Origin of the sequence: Mycobacterium pseudokansasii (genome assembly GCF_900566075.1) — a bacterium.
Taxonomy (GTDB): Bacteria; Actinomycetota; Actinomycetes; order Mycobacteriales; family Mycobacteriaceae; genus Mycobacterium; species Mycobacterium pseudokansasii.
This window is the reverse complement of record NZ_UPHU01000001.1, coordinates 5562786-5578108: the sequence shown is the minus strand read 5'-3', so window position 1 is coordinate 5578108 and position 15323 is coordinate 5562786. Positions and strand designations below refer to the sequence as shown.

The 15323-nt window shown below is 66.3% G+C and carries 14 protein-coding genes, 1 tRNA gene and 2 pseudogenes; 4 read left to right on the top strand and 13 right to left on the bottom strand.

Features of this window, described 5'->3' with window-relative positions:
• Positions 1 to 344: 344 nt before the first annotated feature.
• Positions 345 to 875 (top strand): annotated as a pseudogene (locus EET10_RS31310) (PE family protein); the annotation flags it as partial.
• A gap of 722 nt (positions 876 to 1597) precedes the next feature.
• On the opposite strand, the pseudogene EET10_RS25160 reads toward EET10_RS31310, so the two are convergent.
• From EET10_RS25160 to EET10_RS25150, 3 genes and pseudogenes are all read right to left on the bottom strand, one after another.
• A pseudogene (locus EET10_RS25160) lies at positions 1598 to 1898 on the bottom strand (helix-turn-helix domain-containing protein); the annotation flags it as partial.
• Positions 1899 to 1983: 85 nt separating this feature from the next.
• Positions 1984 to 2055, bottom strand: a tRNA-Thr gene (locus tag EET10_RS25155).
• A gap of 27 nt (positions 2056 to 2082) precedes the next feature.
• A complete protein-coding gene (locus EET10_RS25150) occupies positions 2083 to 2805 on the bottom strand; it encodes a hypothetical protein (RefSeq protein ID WP_036406495.1) in 723 nt (240 codons plus the stop codon).
• Between the two features lie 161 nt (positions 2806 to 2966).
• On the opposite strand from EET10_RS25150, the gene phoP reads away from it, so the two are divergent.
• Together phoP and EET10_RS25140 are read left to right on the top strand one after the other, a co-directional pair.
• A complete protein-coding gene (gene phoP / locus EET10_RS25145) occupies positions 2967 to 3689 on the top strand; it encodes a two-component system response regulator PhoP (RefSeq protein ID WP_063466390.1) in 723 nt (240 codons plus the stop codon).
• Positions 3690 to 3720: 31 nt separating this feature from the next.
• Positions 3721 to 5154: a sensor histidine kinase gene (locus tag EET10_RS25140; protein ID WP_063466384.1), complete on the top strand. Its 1434-nt coding sequence runs from the start codon at positions 3721 to 3723 to the stop codon at positions 5152 to 5154.
• Here EET10_RS25140 and EET10_RS25135 read toward each other — a convergent pair.
• Both EET10_RS25135 and EET10_RS25130 read right to left on the bottom strand, forming a co-directional pair.
• Complete coding sequence (locus EET10_RS25135; protein WP_036406500.1) at positions 5142 to 5546, bottom strand: HIT family protein; 405 nt, start codon at positions 5544 to 5546, stop codon at positions 5142 to 5144. The two genes, EET10_RS25140 and EET10_RS25135, sit on opposite strands and share 13 nt — an antisense overlap.
• Before the next feature lie 36 nt (positions 5547 to 5582).
• Positions 5583 to 6971, bottom strand: a complete 1389-nt coding sequence (locus tag EET10_RS25130; RefSeq protein ID WP_051490739.1) for a PE-PPE domain-containing protein — start codon at positions 6969 to 6971, stop codon at positions 5583 to 5585.
• 355 nt (positions 6972 to 7326) lie between these two features.
• On the opposite strand from EET10_RS25130, the gene EET10_RS25125 reads away from it, so the two are divergent.
• A complete protein-coding gene (locus EET10_RS25125; protein ID WP_036406503.1) occupies positions 7327 to 8781 on the top strand; it encodes a hypothetical protein in 1455 nt (484 codons plus the stop codon).
• A gap of 5 nt (positions 8782 to 8786) precedes the next feature.
• Here EET10_RS25125 and EET10_RS25120 read toward each other — a convergent pair whose 3' ends face one another.
• The 8 genes from EET10_RS25120 to EET10_RS25085 all read right to left on the bottom strand — a co-directional run bounded on the left by EET10_RS25120 (position 8787) and on the right by EET10_RS25085 (position 15281).
• The gene (locus tag EET10_RS25120) at positions 8787 to 9206 is read right to left on the bottom strand and encodes a ketosteroid isomerase family protein (RefSeq protein WP_036406506.1); all 420 of its coding nucleotides are present in this window, start codon (positions 9204 to 9206) and stop codon (positions 8787 to 8789) included.
• Entirely contained in the window at positions 9203 to 10330 is a 1128-nt protein-coding gene (locus tag EET10_RS25115; RefSeq protein ID WP_036406508.1) for an NDMA-dependent alcohol dehydrogenase, read from the bottom strand. Before EET10_RS25115 ends, EET10_RS25120 begins: the two co-directional genes overlap by 4 nt.
• Before the next feature lie 150 nt (positions 10331 to 10480).
• Positions 10481 to 11026 (bottom strand): nuclear transport factor 2-like protein, encoded by a 546-nt coding sequence (locus EET10_RS25110; protein WP_036406643.1) that lies wholly within the window; start codon positions 11024 to 11026, stop codon positions 10481 to 10483.
• A gap of 16 nt (positions 11027 to 11042) precedes the next feature.
• Positions 11043 to 11246, bottom strand: a complete 204-nt coding sequence (locus EET10_RS25105; RefSeq protein WP_036406511.1) for a ferredoxin — start codon at positions 11244 to 11246, stop codon at positions 11043 to 11045.
• Positions 11247 to 11248: 2 nt separating this feature from the next.
• Entirely contained in the window at positions 11249 to 12601 is a 1353-nt protein-coding gene (locus tag EET10_RS25100) for a cytochrome P450 (protein WP_082276585.1), read from the bottom strand.
• Complete coding sequence (locus tag EET10_RS25095; RefSeq protein WP_063466387.1) at positions 12598 to 13440, bottom strand: SDR family oxidoreductase; 843 nt, start codon at positions 13438 to 13440, stop codon at positions 12598 to 12600. The genes EET10_RS25100 and EET10_RS25095 overlap by 4 nt, the downstream gene beginning before the upstream one ends.
• The gene (locus tag EET10_RS25090; protein ID WP_063466388.1) at positions 13441 to 14658 is read right to left on the bottom strand and encodes a cytochrome P450; all 1218 of its coding nucleotides are present in this window, start codon (positions 14656 to 14658) and stop codon (positions 13441 to 13443) included.
• A complete protein-coding gene (locus tag EET10_RS25085; RefSeq protein ID WP_036406519.1) occupies positions 14655 to 15281 on the bottom strand; it encodes a TetR/AcrR family transcriptional regulator in 627 nt (208 codons plus the stop codon). The genes EET10_RS25090 and EET10_RS25085 overlap by 4 nt, the downstream gene beginning before the upstream one ends.
• Positions 15282 to 15323 lie beyond the last annotated feature (42 nt).

The window sequence follows — 15323 nt, the reverse complement described above, 5'->3', positions numbered from 1 at the left end:
AGGATTGAACTGTTGAACCGATCCTGGTCATGATGTCGAACCGGCCGCCAGGCTGCTGAATGACATCGATTGTCATTTCTTGAGATTGCCCCGGTTTGTGCTCAGATGTGCCCACAAGGTGCCCAGCCAGCTCTGGGCTGGACAGCATGATCTGCACGTCCAACCGGGCAAACGGAGACACGTTGAGATCGGACCGCCACGCGGGCATTTTGATGATCCAGGCGAAATCGGGATTCCGCACCCATACGGCGATATGATTCGCTCCTGCCCAAGGGTCGACGATGACCCGGGCATCTCCCGGGTTGTCCTGGCTTATTGGGTCATGACCCAGTGGGAGGTGTCCGATGTCGTTTGTGATCGCGGTGCCGGAGTTGATGGCGGCAGTGGCCACGGATTTGGCGGGTATCGGTTCGACCATCGGGGCGGCCAACGCCGCGGCGGCGGGCAACATCGGGGTGGTGCTGGCCGCGGGCGCTGATGAGGTGTCGGCGGCGGTGGCGGCCGTGTTCGGCGCCCACGCCCAGTCCTATCGGGCGGTGAGTGCGCAGGCTGCGGTGTTTCATGACCAGTTTGTGCAGGCTTTGGCGGCGGGCGCGGGGTCCTATGCCAGCGCCGAAGCCGCCAGCGCCGCGTCGATAACCAGTCCGCTACTCAACGCAATTAACGCGCCCTTCCTGGCGGCTACCGGGCGACCGCTGATCGGCAATGGCGCCAACGCGGCGGCGGGGTCCGGGGCCGCGGGCGGGGCCGGCGGGTGGTTGTACGGCAATGGTGGCGCGGGCGGGTCCGGGGCGGTTGGCGGTGCCGGGGGAGCCGCCGGGCTGTTCGGCAACGGCGGCGCCGGGGGCGCCGCCACCGTCGGAGGCGGGGCCGGCGGTGCGGGCGGGGCCGGCGGGTTGTTGTTCGGCACCGGCGGCGCCGGCGGCACGGGCGCCAGCAACGCTAAGGGCGGGGCTGGCGGGGCTGGCGGGGTCGGCGGGCTGTTCGGCACGGGCGGGCCCGGCGGGGCCGGGGGGCTCAGCATCTTGGCCGGCGGCACCGGCGGGGCCGGCGGGGCCGGTGGCGCCGGCTTGCTGTTGGGCACCGGCGGCACCGGTGGGGCCGGCGGCAGCCAAACTGCGGGCGGCGCAGGCGGGGTCGGCGGTGCCGGTGGCAACGCCGGCATCCTCTTCGGCTCCGGCGGCGCCGGCGGGGCCGGCGGGTTCGGCAGCGGCCTCGGGGCCGTCGGCGGGGCCGGCGGGGCCGGCGGCAGCGCCGGCATGCTCTCCGGCGATGGCGGGGCCGGCGGCACGGGCGGGTTCGGCCCCGCAACCGGCGGGGTCGGGGGCACCGGCGGCAAGGCCGGGCTGTTCGGCGACGGCGGTGGCGGCGGTGCCGGCGGGGAAAGCTTTGGGACCGGCGGTACCGGCGGGGACGGCGGCGACGGCGTGCTGATCGGCAACGGCGGTAACGGCGGTAAGGGCGGGACTGGCTTCATTCCGGGCACCGGTGGCACGGGTGGCGCCGGGGGGCTGCTGTTCGGCCTGGACGGGTTGACCTAGCCGGCAAGCCGCGGCCACTCATTTCTTTCACGACGTCCACCGGGCCTGCGGTGGCGGCGCCACCACTCCATCGGGGCACCGCGTTCCCGGCGTTTCCAGTTCCGCGAACGCCGATCTTGCAGACTGGGGTCGGTCACCCTGCCCGGACCAGAGCGCGATGCGCCGCGGATTCGGACGGCACCGAAACTCCATCTCCAACACCGCCGGCATCTGATGCCTACCCGACACTGGCCGATGTGATCGGTCCACCAAGCCCTCTCGGCCCGCAGCCTCATACCCGGCCAACCCGGCGTGCAGCGTTTGCCGCGACACCCCCGTCTTCTCGGCCGCCTGACCAATCGACAACCCATCGACAATAACGGGAGGGTCAAAGCATCAACCGGAACATCTGTCAGGTATCACCCGAAACACTGTCAGGCATCAGCCGACGTCACAAGAGTTGAGCCCCCTGTCAGGATTGAACTGACGACCGCTCGCTTACAAGGCGAGTGCTCTACCACTGAGCTAAGGAGGCCTGGTTAACCGGTGCCAGCCTAACGGGTCAGTGCTCGCTGTCGATGATGCGTTGCGAGCGCACCGGCCGCGACGACGAGCGGGGCCGGCGGCCCGGCAGTGGGATGCGCTCGGCGATGTTGCTGAGCGGGTTGACGACCATGGTGAGCGCGATGACGGCGTCCTGCAGGGTGGCGATCGCGGGCTCGAGCGCCTCCATCCCGGGCGCCAGCCGCGCCAGGGTGTCGGCCACGTCGGCAAGCTGTTCGAGCGGTCCGTTCTTCGACGTCAGCTTGTCGATCAGGCCGCCCTTGGCGAGTAGCCGGTCGGCCAACCCGTCCTCGGAAAGCACCCGCTCGACCAGGCCGTCTTCGGCGAGTATCTGGTCGGCCAGCCCGCCCGGTTGCAGCGCGCGCTGCATCGCGCCTCCCTCGGCGGTGAGGCGATCCAGCAATCCGCCGGGCGCGGTCAGCAGGTCTACCACCCCACCCGGGCGCAGCATTCGGTCCATGGGCCCGTCGGGTGCGATCGCGCGTCCCAGCGGTGCGTCTTCGTCCAGGAGCTTGGCCAGCCGGTTGGCCCGCACGATCGCCTCTTCGATCCCCAGCACGCTGGCCATGGCGTTGGACCCGGCATCGCCACCGGTCTCACCGAGCGCCTGCTTGGCCAGCCCGACTGCTGCGCCGGCCAGGTTGAGGCTGGTTTCGGCGGCGGCGAGACCAGCACGGGCCGGCAGGGTAGCGATGGCCACCAGGGTGTTGCCGAGATTCATCCTGCGAGTGTATTCGCGACGCGACCAAATAATTGCGCATGGGTTCAAGCCGATCAGCCGATTCCTGGCAGACTATTATCAGTCGACTGCCAACGAGCTCTCAGGAAGTACTCAATGAACGTGAAGCTACTACTCAACTACGCGCTGCAGGAATGGTTGTCATGACCGCAGTGAACCCGGGCGATGCCAGCACACCGGAAGCTCGCATCCTCGTCGTCGACGACGAGGCCAACATTGTCGAACTGCTTTCGGTGAGCCTGAAGTTCCAGGGATTCGAGGTCCATACGGCCAGCAACGGAGTCCAGGCGTTGGACCGGGCCAGGGAAGCCCGCCCGGACGCGGTGATCCTCGACGTGATGATGCCCGGCATGGACGGCTTCGGGGTGCTGCGTCGGCTGCGGGCCGACGGCATCGATGCCCCGGCGTTGTTCCTGACCGCCCGAGACTCCCTGCAGGACAAGATCGCCGGTCTGACTCTGGGCGGCGACGACTATGTGACCAAGCCGTTCAGCCTGGAGGAGGTGGTGGCCCGGCTGCGGGTCATTCTGCGCCGCGCCGGCAAGGGCAGCGCCGAACCGCGCAATTCCCGCCTGACGTTCGCCGATATCGAGCTCGACGAGGAAACACACGAGGTGTGGAAGGCCGGCCAGCCGGTGTCGCTTTCGCCCACCGAGTTCACCTTGCTGCGTTACTTCGTGATCAACGCCGGCACGGTGTTGAGCAAGCCGAAAATCCTCGACCACGTCTGGCGCTACGACTTCGGCGGCGACGTCAACGTTGTCGAGTCCTATGTCTCGTACCTGCGCCGCAAGATCGACACCGGCGAGAAGCGGCTGCTGCACACCTTGCGCGGGGTGGGCTACGTATTGCGGGAGCCGCGATGAGCGCGCTCCGTTGCTCGGCTAGGTAGGGAGTATGGCCACGCACCGTCGACGCGGAATACCGCTGCGGGTCAGCCTGGTTGCGGCCACCCTGGTTCTGGTGCTGTGCGGTCTGCTGGCTTCGGGCGTGGCGGTCACCTCGATCCTGCGGCACAGCCTGATCAGCCGGATCGACTCGACGCTGCTGGACGCCTCGCGCACCTGGGCGCAGTCCCCGTGGAAGCATTCGATGTCCAACGGGGAAGGGCCCGATCCCGCCCGGCCGCCGTCGAAGTTCTACGTGCGCGGCATCAGTCCCGACGGCCACACCGTGACGGCCATCAACGACCGCAATGCCGAGCCGGCGTTGCCGCCCGGCAACGACGTCGGCCCGGATCCGACGACCCTGCATTCGGTGAACGGCTCGGACATCGAATGGCGCGCGGTCTCGGTGCACGGCACCCATGGCGGCCTGACCACGGTGGCCATCGATCTGTCCGACGTCCAGCACACGGTTCGATCACTGGTCTGGTTGCAGATCGGCATCGGGGCTGCCGTACTGGTTGTCGTCGGTATAGCCGGCTATGCGGTGGTGCGCCGTAGCCTGCGGCCGCTGGCCGAAGTGGAACAGACCGCCGCAGCGATCGCCTCCGGACAGCTGGATCGCCGTGTCCCCGAGCGCGATCCCCGCACCGAGGTGGGCCGACTTTCGCTGGCGCTCAACGGGATGCTGTCCCAGATCCAACAGGCGGTAGCGGACTCCGAATCTTCTGCCGAGAAGGCCCGCGGGTCCGAGGATCGGATGCGCCGATTCATCACCGACGCCAGCCACGAACTACGCACGCCGCTGACCACGATTCGCGGCTTCGCCGAGCTGTACCGCCAGGGTGCCGCCCGCGACGTCTCCATGCTGCTGTCTCGGATCGAGAGCGAAGCCAGCAGGATGGGCCTGCTGGTGGACGACCTGCTGATGTTGGCCCGCCTGGACGTCCAGCGGCCGCTGGAACATCACCAGGTGGACTTGCTGGCGCTGGCCAGCGACGCGGTGCACGACGCGCAGGCGATCGACCCCGAGCGCACGATCACCCTGGAATTCCTGGAAGGCCCCGGCACTCCCGAGGTACTCGGCGACGACGCCCGGCTGCGCCAGGTGCTGAGCAACCTCGTCGCGAATGCGTTGCAGCACACCCCGGCAAGCGCCGACATCACCGTACGCGTCGGCACCGAGGGTGCCGATGCGGTGCTCGAGGTTGCCGACCAGGGGCCGGGCATGAGCCAGGAGGACGCGTCGCGGGTGTTCGAACGCTTCTACCGCACCGACTCGTCGCGGGCACGAGCCAGCGGCGGCACCGGCCTGGGACTGTCGATTGTCGACTCCTTGGTCAGAGCTCACGGCGGTGCCGTCGGCGTGACGACCGCGCCGGGGGAGGGGTGCTGTTTTCGCGTCACCCTGCCGCGGGTCAGCAAGGTCGCGGCTCAGGTCAGTTGAGCCAGTGCCGCCTTGATCTTGGCCTGCGCTTGGTCGAGCGATTCCGGCGACGGGTTGCGGTCGACGTTGGCGAAGCCGAAGTCACGCAGGCTGCGGGTGGGGAACACGTGGATGTGCAGATGCGGAACCTCGAGTCCGGCGATGATCACGCCGGCCCGTTCGGCGTGGAACGCCTTGCAGACGGCCTTGCCGATCAGCTGACTGACCCGCATAACGCGGGCGAACACCGCGCTGTCCACGTCCTGCCACTGGTCGATCTCGGCGCGGGGCACCACCAGTGTGTGGCCTTGGGTCATCGGTTCGATCGTCAGGAACGCGACGACGTCGTCGTCCTCGTAGACGAAACGGCCAGGTAGTTCGCGGTTGATGATCTTGGTGAAGATCGACGCCATTCGTCAAGCATAGGTGGGCGCATCGGCGGCCCGGTGTCACCCGAAGAGGTTGGGCGCGAACCCGAAAAGCCCACGCGCTACGGAGCCCACCACATCCGCGGCGGTCGGCAGGCCGACAACTGACCCGTGTGAGAAGTACGGCCCGGCGTTAGGTGTCAGAGACGAGTAGCCGTCGTTGACAATCGGCTGCAGAACCGAGTTGAGGTTGTCGACGATTGGTTGTGGAACACCGATCTCCGTGAGCGGCAACAACATTGGCAGCGTCGACGAGGGGATCATGTACGTGGTAACGGTGCCTCCCAAGGAGGTGGTCGCACTGGACACCTGCACCGCGTCCGACAGCGAGGCCAGTGATGCCGTGTTGTGGAAGTAGGCCGCCCCGAACAGCGAATTCAGCGCTGCCGGCAGATTCCAGGGTCGGTCCGGCGGATTGCCCCAGAAGTCGTACTGGCCGTACACCACGCTGACGTCGTACTGGGTGTTCGGTAGGCCCTGCACCGTGTAGTCGATCAACGGCACGGTCAGTCCATTCGGTAGATAGATGTTCGCCAGGCCGAGCTCGGGGCTGGAGAACATGGCGAACTGCAGAGCATGAGGCGGCGGAGCGCTCGGGTTCGCTGCCAGATAAGCCAATTCGCGGTTGACGACGATGGTTCCCTCCGACAGCCCGGCAATGCGCACCGGTGAGCCGTTACCGTTGCCAAACGCATTCATGATCTGGTCATTGAGCGCTCGCTGTCCCATGGCGACGGCGTCGTTGGTGCCGGGAGCGGCCAGGCTACCGCTGAGGATGCCAATGCTGGCCGGGTAGTTGACAAGTTGAGCGGTAGTGCCGGGGAACCAGTTCTGCCCGATGGCATGGTTGAGTAAGTCGTACCCCTGCAGGATCGATACCGAACTTGGCCCCGGGACACCGCCCTGAAGCAGTACCTGCCCGAGATAGGGCAGCGTGGTGATGAAGTTCGGGTAGTACAGCGGCCCTGCGCCGGGGATCGTGATCCTCGTGCCGGCCGCCGGGGTGGCAATCGGGGCAAGACCGGCAGCGCCACCCACAGCCAGCGCGGTACCGGCGTTGCCGAGCGGCTGGCGACCCAACAGTGCCTGGGCCGACGCGTTGACCGCGTTCCGCAGAGTTCCCTCGGCGTTGGCGATCTCGGTGGTCGCATACGAGCTCGCGGTTGCGGCCATGGTGCGCACGAACCGCTCATGCAGCTGCGCCGCTTGTGCGATGGCCGCCTGGCATTCCAGGCCGTGTGCGCCGAACAACGCCGCAATGCGGGTAGAGACCTCGTCGGCGGCCGCGGCCAGCAACGACGTGGTGGAGTTGGCTGCTGCCGCGTTCGCCGCGTTGACCGCCGACCCGATGTCGGCCACATCGCCGGCAGCAGTGACCAGCAATTCAGGAGTCGCCACGACATACGACACTGCTGCCTCCTGGCGGGGCGCACACGGGGCGGACATCAACGCCGTGTTTGCCTCCAGCGCGATCGGTGGCTGTGAGGGTACTCGCCGCTCGCCCCCTAGGCGGGGCTTTTCGTGGGCCTGGGGTGTCGACGGCTTTCTGTCAGGCGACCTGGTTACGGTTCGTCTTCGTCGTGGTGGAGCAGTTCTTCGGGGCGGTGCGTGGTGGTGGTGCGTGGTGGTGGTGCGGAGTTGGCCGCGGTCGAGGTGGGCCCCGAGGGGATCCAATCTCGAATCGAAATCGTTAGCGGACTGTTGCCGTGTCGTCGTCCGCGATCGCCAGAATCCTCGGTAACCCAATGCACGGGAGGGGACCTTGGTGCGGTTTCCCGCGGCAATGTTGGCCGTTCCTACGGCATTCCTGGCCGCGTGCGTTATTTCCGTTGTGCCCGCGGTTATTTCGTCAACGTTTCCCGGTGCGGCGCGGGCGGCCGCCGTGTTCGGCCCGCTGGCGCCGCCGAATCCGTTCATGGCGCCGAACGGGTTGGCGTCCATGCACAACGACGCCGCGTCGGCCGACGCGGGACCGCTACCCGGACCCGGCGCCCGGCCGGCGGCGATCTTGGCGTACCCGCTGGTGGCCGCGTGCCCGACCATCACCCAGGGAACCGACGGCCTGGTGCTGGCCCTGTGCACGTCCGATATCACCCAGGCCCCGGTAGTTCACCTGATCGATCCCAACGGGATTGTGCCGCGGGTCATTCCGCTGGCCAGCCTGGACGTCGCCAAGGGCGGCCTGCTCGGTGGCGTCTATGCGTACCTGGACAACAACAACCAGCTGGTGATGATCGACGGCACCAACCACCTACTACGCATCGCACATGTCAAGGACGCCAGGGGCTGCTGGCAGCTAACTGTCACCGAGTCCACCGACGTGTCCAGCGCAATTCCGCCAGGAGACCAATCCGTCGGTCTAGTCCCCGATTACCTCGGCAACGTCTGGTTTGCCACCGGCACCGGCGTGGTGGGGGTCGCAAAAACAGGCGGGGGCGTCGCCAGCGTGCAATTACCCGCCGGCGAGCAAGTAGCGAACAGCATCTCCGCGGCCCCGACCAACCGCGTCGCGGTCGCCACCACGTTCGCTCTCTATGAACTCAACCTGGACGGGATGGGCAACCCGCAGATCCTGTGGCGCCAAGCGTACGACCGCGGAGCGGCCCGCAAACCCGGACAGCTGAGCTGGGGAACCGGTTCCACCCCAACGTATTTCGGCCCAACCGGCGCCGACTACCTGACCATCGTCGACAACGCCGATCCGCTGGTCCATGCGCTGGTCTACCAATCCGGAACCGGCACGCTGTTGTGCGAGCAACCGGTGCTGACTCAAGGAGGCCCGGGCAGCGAGAACTCTCCCATCGGTGTCGGGAATTCGATGTTCATCGCCAGCACCTACGGCTACCCCTATCCGGCGGTTCCGGCGGGCGCCGGTCCGGCAGTCCCGCCGACAGCGCCGTTCGTCGGCGGGATGACCAGGGTGGACGTCGAGCCCACCGGATGTCGGACGGTGTGGGACAGCCGAACTCGCAGCGCCGCATTGCCGCATCTATCCACCGCCGACAGCCTGATCTACACCATCACCCGGATCGGATTCGACAACACCACACCACTGGATGTTTTCGCGTTCGCCGTCATCGACCCTGACAACGGGAGAGTGCTTCTGCAGCAACCGAAGTCGGCTACAATCCTCAGCGACCCGATTCAAACCGCCTCCATGGTGTTGATGGGTAACAAGATCATGCAAGGCAACATCACCGGAATCGGCCGGATCGGCTGATACGCCTATTCCTCTTTGCCGAACGTCATCATGTCGAGGTTCCAGTAGCCGCGCATGTTGGTGATCAGCCCTTCGTCGTTGACACGATAGGTGAAAACACCACGGACCTCGCTGGTGAAGCCGCCCGGAAACCTGCTGCGCAACACCAGGATATGGGCGATCTCGTTGGGCGAACTCGACGGGAACGTCTCCTCGCAGGTGACCGTCAACTGATTGGCCGCGATGTTGGTGTCGTAGAAAGCGGCTATGCCGTCTTTGCCGCGCACCCCGGTGCCGTCCGGATTCGTGACGGACTTGCCGATCGGGTCTTCGATCACCGCGTCATCGGCCATCAAGGCGAGCCAACCCTGCCGATCGTGGGCTTGCACGCAGCGCCACGACGACTGTGACGCCGTCAGCGCCGGAGATTGGGCCGTCTGGGTCATCGATCGGCGTCCGTGAATCGGATGACACCGCGAATGTTCTTGCCGTCCAACATGTCCTGGTAGCCGTCGTTGATCTGCTCCAGCCGGTACTGACGGGTGATCATGTCGTCCAGGTTCAGCTTCCCGGCCCGATACATCGACAACAGCTGCGGGATGTCGTACTGCGGGTTGCCGCCGCCGAAGATGGTGCCCTGCAGGTTCTTCTGCATCAAGGTCAACATCGCCAGGTTCAGCGTCACATTGGTGTCCAGCAGGCTGCCGATCGCGGTGAGGACGCAGGTGCCGCCCTTGGCGGTGATGGTCAGGTAGCTGTCGATGTCTGCGCCTTGCAGTTCGCCGACGGTGATGATCGCCTTCTTGGCCATCAGACCGTAGGTGACCTCGGCGATGCCCAGCAGCGCGGCATTCATGTCGGGATAGACGTGGGTGGCGCCGAACTTCAGCGCCTGGTCGCGCTTCCACTCCACCGGCTCGACGGCGAAGATGTAGCGCGCGCCGGCGGCCACCGCGCCCTGCAGCGCGGCCATCCCGACGCCGCCGAGACCGACGATGGCGACGTCGTCACCGGGGCGGATGTCGGCGGTGCGCACCGCCGACCCGTAGCCGGTGGTGACGCCGCAGCCGACCAGACAGGCGACCTCGAACGGGATCGACGGGTCGATCTTCACCACCGAACTGCGATGCACCACCATGTACGGCGAGAACGTCCCCAGCAGCGTCATCGGGTAGACGTTTTGGCCGCGGGCCTGGATGCGGAAGGTGCCGTCGCTCACCGCTGCGCCGGCCAGCAGCCCGGCTCCCAGATCGCAAAGATTGCGCAGGCCGGCCTGACAGGTGGGGCATTTTCCGCACGATGGGATGAACGACAGCACCACGTGGTCACCCGGGGCGATGTCGTCCACGCCCGGTCCGACTTCGGTGACGATTCCGGCGCCCTCGTGTCCGCCCAGCACCGGGAAACCCGCCATCGGAATACCACCGGTGACCAGGTGGTTGTCGGAGCGGCACATGCCCGCCGCTTCCATCTGGATCTTGACCTCGTCCTTGACGGGGTCACCGATTTCGATCTCCTCGACCGACCATGGTTGGTTGAACTCCCAGATCAGAGCGCCTTTTGTCTTCACGGTAGACATGACCCCATTTCGCCATTGAATTGAGACTGCCCGGCCCATCGTGCCGAGCAAGGGTGGTGACGAGTACCACAGGGCACCCCCTGCGGCGCCAGCATAGCGCGCGTAACAAAACAAATGCTTGGTTGGGTCACGGCGGGCGGCTCACCACAGCGGTACCGGGGCTTGGCCCAGCGGGTAATAGCCAGGCAACTTCTCGCCCGAGATGCCCCGTTCGATCCGTTTGCGCATACCCTCCGACAGCTTCCCGTTCTTCATCAACTGCAGATAGAGCGCGGAGACGTGCCCGAAGTCGAAGAAATCGCGCTGCCACTCGATGAGCTTGTCCGCGTTGAGCCGAAACCAGCTGCCGCCGATGCCGTAGATCTCCTGCCGGCCGCCGTCGGCGTCGACGACGACCTGCTTCCAGAAGCCGACGATCTCCCCCTGGCGGTCGTCGATGACGACCTTCTGGTAGGGATACTGCCAATCCTGCAGTCCCTGCATCTCCAGGCCGAGCGCGATATCGCGGATCTCGTCGATCCCGACGCACATCACGTCTTCCTTGGGTCCGATATTCCAGCCGTAGGTGGCATCGGCAGCGTAGAAGTCGGCCAGCGGTGTCCAGTCGCCCGCCTGTTCGCAGTCCTTGTTGGCCTGCAGCCAGGACTGCACCCACTCGTCGAGTTCGGCACGTTCGAAAGACACCATCGTCATCAGCCTTCTCTTAGTCCTGTTCTTTGATGAAAAGTGCTTGGGTGGGGCATGATCGAACCGCGCGCTCGATTTCCGGGCGCGCCTCCTCGGGCGGCTCGGCGTCGACGATCTCGACCCTGCCCCGCTTGGGCACCCGGAAATAATCGGGCGCCTCCAGTTCGCACATCGCGTGGCCCTGACACAAGTCTAGGTCCGCCTCGATCCGGTAGCCCATCGTCAACCCCTGCGGCAGCGGTAGCGCACGGTGGCCGGCCGAGCCAACTGCACCACCATCTTGGAGTGGTCGTTGCGGTAGCTGTCGGGCGGCTGCGCCATCTCGAACTCGTACTCGCGCAACAACACCGAGAAAATCGCCTTGATCTGCATGGTGGCGAACGCCGCGCCCACACATCGATGCCGGCCGGCGCCGAACGGAATCCACGTCCAGCGGTTGATCAAATCCTCTTGGCGTGGCTCGTCGTAACGCTGCGGCACGAATGCGTCGGGATCGGGGAAGTCTTCGGGTATCCGGTTGGAGATCGCCGGCGAGGCCGCCACCAGTTCGCCTTCGTGAATCGGGTAGCCCTCGACCTCGAACTCGCCCTTGGCCACCCGCATCAGAATGATCAGCGGCGGGTGTAGCCGCAGCGTCTCCTTGAGTACGTTCTCCAGATGCGGAATCTGGCGCAGCGCATGAAAACTCACCGGCTGCCCGTCGGCATAGAGTTCGTCGAGCTCGGCGATCACCTCGGCGTACACGTCGGGGTGGCGCAGCAGTTCGATCAGCGTCCACGCCGAGGTACCCGAACTGGTGTGGTGCCCGGCGAACATCAACGAGATGAACATGCCGGTGATCTCGTCGGCGGAGAACCGCGGGTGGCCGGCCTCGTCGCGGATCGACACCAGCACATCGAGCATGTCGCGGTCGCGTTTGTCGGTGGGCGGGATGGCGATTCGTTGATGCATGATCTCCTGAACCAACGCCACCAATCCTTGTCGGGCTTCGTCGCGTCTGCGGAAGCTGTCGATCGGCAGATACGGGTCGACGTAGCACAGCGGGTCGGTGCCGCGCTCGAGTTCGTGGTAGAAGTGTGCGAATCTTGAGTCGAGCTGGTTGCGGAACTTGGTGCCGATCAGGCACGAGGTGGAGGTGTAGATGGTCAGCTCGGCGAAGAAGTCCAGCAGGTCGATTTCGCCTTGCTCGCCCCAGTTTTCGATCATCCGGTGCACTTCGCGTTCGATTGTCGTGGCGTGGCCCTTCATGTGCTCACCGCGCAGCGCCGAATTGTGCAGCATCTCCTTGCGGCGCTCGGGGCTGGCGTCGAACACCACACCCTTGCCGAAGATCGGCGTCATGAACGGATAGGCCTGGGCCTGGTCCAGCTCTTCGTCGGAGGACCGGAAGAAGAACTCGTTGGCCTTGGCGCCGGAGAGCAGGACGACGTGCTTGTCCGCCAGCTGGAACCACCCCACGTCGCCGCACTCGTCGCGCACCCGCTGCATCAGGCCGATCGGGTCGGTGCGGAACTCTTCGAGATGTCCGTGTTCGTCCTGTCCGCCGGACACTCGCGGCACGATGGCTGTGATCATGAATCGAGCTTTCCCTCGTCGACGAACGCTTTTTCATCGACCCTGAGCTGGTGCCGGTCTGTGGCGTCGGCCAGCGGCGCTTCGGGCTGCAGCTCCATGTTCACCACAAAGCCGCCCCGGGGTGTCTCCGCGACGAACGTGATGGCCCGGGCGATATCGGATGCCCGCAGGAAGTAGTTGTGCCGCGCCTGACCCCATTTGGCCCAGTCCTGCAGGGCCGGTCCGATCGACTCGACGGGCAGGCTCCAGCCCATCCCGGTCTTCGTCGGGCCCGGGTGCACGATCGACGCGCGCACCCCGGTGCCCTCGAGCTCCATCTGCAGGTTGGTCACCATCGCCACCAGCCCGGCCTTGGCCGCCCCGTAGGCGCCCATGTGCGGACGCTGGCGCAACGCCACATCGGAGCCGACGAAGATCAAGTCACCGCGCTGGCGTTCCAGCATGCCCGGCAGCACCGCCGTGGCCAGCCGGTTGGCCCCGATCAGGTGAATCTGGACCTGCGACTCGAAGGTCTCGGTGTCGGTTTCGTGGAGTCTGCCGAAGTAGGTGTCGCCGGCACCGGCGACCAGAACCTCGATGTCGCCGAGTTGTTCGGTCGCGTGGCACACGAAGCCCGTGACCGAGTCGGGATCGGTGACGTCGAGGGGCAGCGCCACCGCCTCGCCCCCGTCGGCTTGGATCTTCTCGGCGATCTCCTGGCATTTGTCCACGCGCCGCGCACCCAGCGCAACCGGAAACCCATGGGCGGCAAGCTCTATCGCGGTGGCCGCGCCGATGCCCGAGGACGCGCCGGCAACAATCGCCGGCCTGCGGTCCGGGTGTGGTGGAAAGCGTGGCATTCAGCGGACCTCCACGGCTATGGGCAGCGCGGCGAACCCGCGGACATTGCTGGAGTGGACGCGCACGGCATTGGCCTCGTCGACTTCGTATCCGCGGATCCGTTTGAACAGCTCGGTGAGTGCCACCCGGGCCTCCATCCTGGCCAGATGTGCCCCCAGACAGAAGTGCGCTCCGCTGCCGAAACTCAGTAGCCTGGACCCGATTTCCCGGCCGATCAGATACTCGTCGGGCCGGTCGAACACCCGTTCGTCGCGATGCGCCGACCCGGGCAGCAGTAACACGACGTCGCCCTCGGGAATCCTGGTGTCGTAGAGCGTGAGCTCGCCCACGACGGTGCGGGCCAGGATCTGGCTGGACGTGTCGTAGCGCAGGGTTTCCTCGACCCACAGCGGCACGCGCGACAGGTCCGCGTAGACCGGCGCCAGCTGGTCGGGGTTCCTGTGGCCCCAATATGCGGCATTGGCAAGGAGTTTGGTGGTCGTCTCGTTGCCGGCGATCACCATCAGGAACATGAACCCGAGGATTTCCTCGTCGGTGAGCCGGTCGCCGTCGATCTCGGCGGCGAGCAGCGCCGAGGTCAGGTCGTCGGCCGGTGTCGCGCGACGCTCGGCGATCATCTGCTGGTAATAAAGGATCAAGTTGATCGACGCCTCGATCGCCGAAGCCGGCACGTCGGTCACGCCGTCCTCGCGGTGCATGACGCCGTCGGCCATGGCCCTGATTCGGTCGCGATCGGCGACCGGCACCCCCATCAGCTCGGAGATCACATCCATCGGCAGCTTGCCGGCGAATTCGGCGACGTAGTCGACGGTTCCGGAATCGGCTTTGTCCAGCACGGTGTCCAGATGTTGCACGGCCAACTCGGTCACCCGCGGCTCCAATTCCCGAATCCGCCGCGGCGTGAATCCCTTTGACACCAGCGTGCGCAACCGCAGATGCGCGGGGTCGTCCATCGCCAGAAACGACATCGTCTTGGCGGCATGCGGGCCGCGGGACACCGGATCCAGCGATACGCCGTCGCGGTTGGACAGCGTGGTGCTGTTGCGGAAACCCTGATGCACGTCCCGGTGCCGCGACAACGCCCAGAAGCCGAGTTCTGCGTTGTGGTACAGCGGGGCCTCGTCACGCAGCCGCCGGTAGTACGGGTACGGGTCCTCGTGGAAGTCGTAGTCGTAAGGATCCAGGACCACGCCGGACTTGCCGGTATGAACGGTCATGCGTCACCGGCCTTCTCGGCGCCCGCCAGGATCAGCCGCACCGCATCGGCCAAGCGGTCGGCGATCTCGTGATAGGTGAACTCGCCGCTGCCGGCTTGCACCAGCGCCCCGAAGAACGCCATCTGCAAGGCGGATACGGTGGTGGGCTCGGCGCCGGGTCCGATGGCCGACGCGATACGCCGGTGGATCTCGGCGCCGATTCGCTCGCGGGCCGCGCGCACCGCCGGGTCCGCGCCACCGCCGAGCAGCGCGGCGGTGCACGCGGCACCGACCTCGGGTTCGTCGGCGACTACCAGGGCCAGGTGGCGCAGCGCCTGGTCCACCCGGACGGGCATGGGGACGTTGACGTCGGTGAAGTAGGGGACTTGCCGGACCAGGTCGAGGTAGACCTCGGCGATCAGGTGATTTTTCGACGAGAAGTACGTGTAGGCGGTGGCCGGAGCCACCTTGGCGCGGGCAGCCACCATGCGCACCGTCAGATCGGTGTAGGAGTTCTCCCGCAAGGTCTGCATGCCGGCTGCCAGGACCTTGCGGAAGGTCTCTGCCTGGCGCCGGTTGCGTGGCCGGTCGTCGACTCCCTGCACGGCCCGGTCCGGGACCGCCACCAGTGCATCGCTGGACACCTGTCCAAGCTAGCGGATAGTTGTGGCGCTGGGCAACCATGC